This is a genomic window from Azospirillum sp. UFLA03-27 (genome assembly GCF_059803775.1).
This window is the reverse complement of the sequence record NZ_JAUQTX010000497.1, coordinates 1-1,329: the sequence shown is the minus strand read 5'-3', so window position 1 is coordinate 1,329 and position 1,329 is coordinate 1. Positions and strand designations below refer to the sequence as shown.

Sequence of the window (1,329 nt, the reverse complement as noted above, 5' to 3'; positions counted from 1 at the left end):
GAACCGGTGCTTACGGTTTGCCCGCCGGAGTCACCCGCAGGATCTCGCCCCGATTCTCGTCGGTCAGCAGATAGAGCGCGCCATCCGGTCCCTGGCTGACCTGCCGGATGCGCTTGCCGAGATCGCGGAACATGCGCTCCTCGTGCTTGACCTTGTTGCCGTCGAGTTCGAGCCGCACGACCTCCTTGGTCGCCAGCCCGCCGTTGAACAGGCTGCCCTTCCAACCGGGCAGCGTGTCCGCCGTGTAGAAAGTCATGCCGGAGGAACCGATGACCGGGGTCCACTGGTACACCGGTTCCTCCATGCCGGGCGCGCTCGACTTGCCCGTCCCGATCGGCGTCCCGTTGTAGTTCACGCCATAGGACACCACCGGCCAGCCGTAGTTCTTCCCCGGTTCGGGGACATTGACCTCGTCACCGCCGCGCGGGCCATGCTCGTTGATCCACAGCGCGCCGGTCTGCGGATTCAGGGCGGCGCCCTGGATGTTGCGGTGGCCGTAGGACCAGATTTCCGGCAGCGCGCCGGATCGGTTCACGAAGGGGTTGTCGGCGGGCACCGAACCGTCGCGGTTGATCCGCACCACCTTGCCCAGATGCGAATCGAGATCCTGCGCCTGCGTCCGGAACTGCTCCAGCGAGCGTTCGCCCAGAGTCACGTACAAGTGGCCCTGCCGGTCGAAGACCAGCCGGGACCCGTAATGCATCCGGCTTTCCACCTTGGGCTTCTGCGAGAAGATCACCCGCACGTCGGTCAGGGCGGTCTCGTCGGCGTTCAGAGTACCACGCGCCACGGCGGTGGAGTTGGTGCCGTCCTGCGTCCCGGGCTCGGAAAAGCTGAGATAGACGAAGCGGTTCTGCGCAAAGTCCGGGTCCAGCGCCACGTCGAGCAGGCCACCCTGCCCGCGGTCGTCGACCTTCGGCACGCCCTTCACCGGGGCGGAGACCGTGCCGTCCGGCGCCACGATGCGCAACCGGCCGTCCTTCTCGGACACCAGCATCCGCCCGTCAGGCAGAAAGGCCAGTCCCCAGGGATGGCTGAGGCCGCTGGCGACGGTCTTCACCGCCACCATCGCCTTTTCGGTTTTGAACACCTTGTCCACGGCGCTTGCGTCCGTAACGCTCAGGCAAGCCGCAAGGGTGGTGGCGGTCATCAGGGCGGCGGTTCGGCCCATGCGCATTCCTCGTCCTCCCGCATCGTCGCTGTCGATGGGTAGGTGGGGGCGCCACGGCCACGAACAAGACGCTCGGCCCCACTTCATTCCCACTCCCCGTCCTTTTGTCCCCTCCCCCTGTCTCTTATACACATCTGACGCTGCCGACGATTATACGC

1 protein-coding gene is annotated in these 1,329 nt (G+C 66.1%); it reads right to left on the bottom strand.

Going from position 1 to position 1,329, the window contains the following annotated elements:
• Positions 1–10 precede the first annotated feature (10 nt).
• The gene (locus Q4I23_RS32685; RefSeq protein ID WP_454020892.1) at positions 11–1,177 is read right to left on the bottom strand and encodes a PQQ-dependent sugar dehydrogenase; all 1,167 of its coding nucleotides are present in this window, start codon (positions 1,175–1,177) and stop codon (positions 11–13) included.
• Positions 1,178–1,329: the final 152 nt, after the last annotated feature.

Excerpts from the sequence above, each read along its gene's own strand:
- Q4I23_RS32685 (WP_454020892.1), bottom strand. The coding sequence starts at position 1,177 with ATGCGCATGGGCCGAACCGCCGCCCTGATGACCGCCACCACCCTTGCG.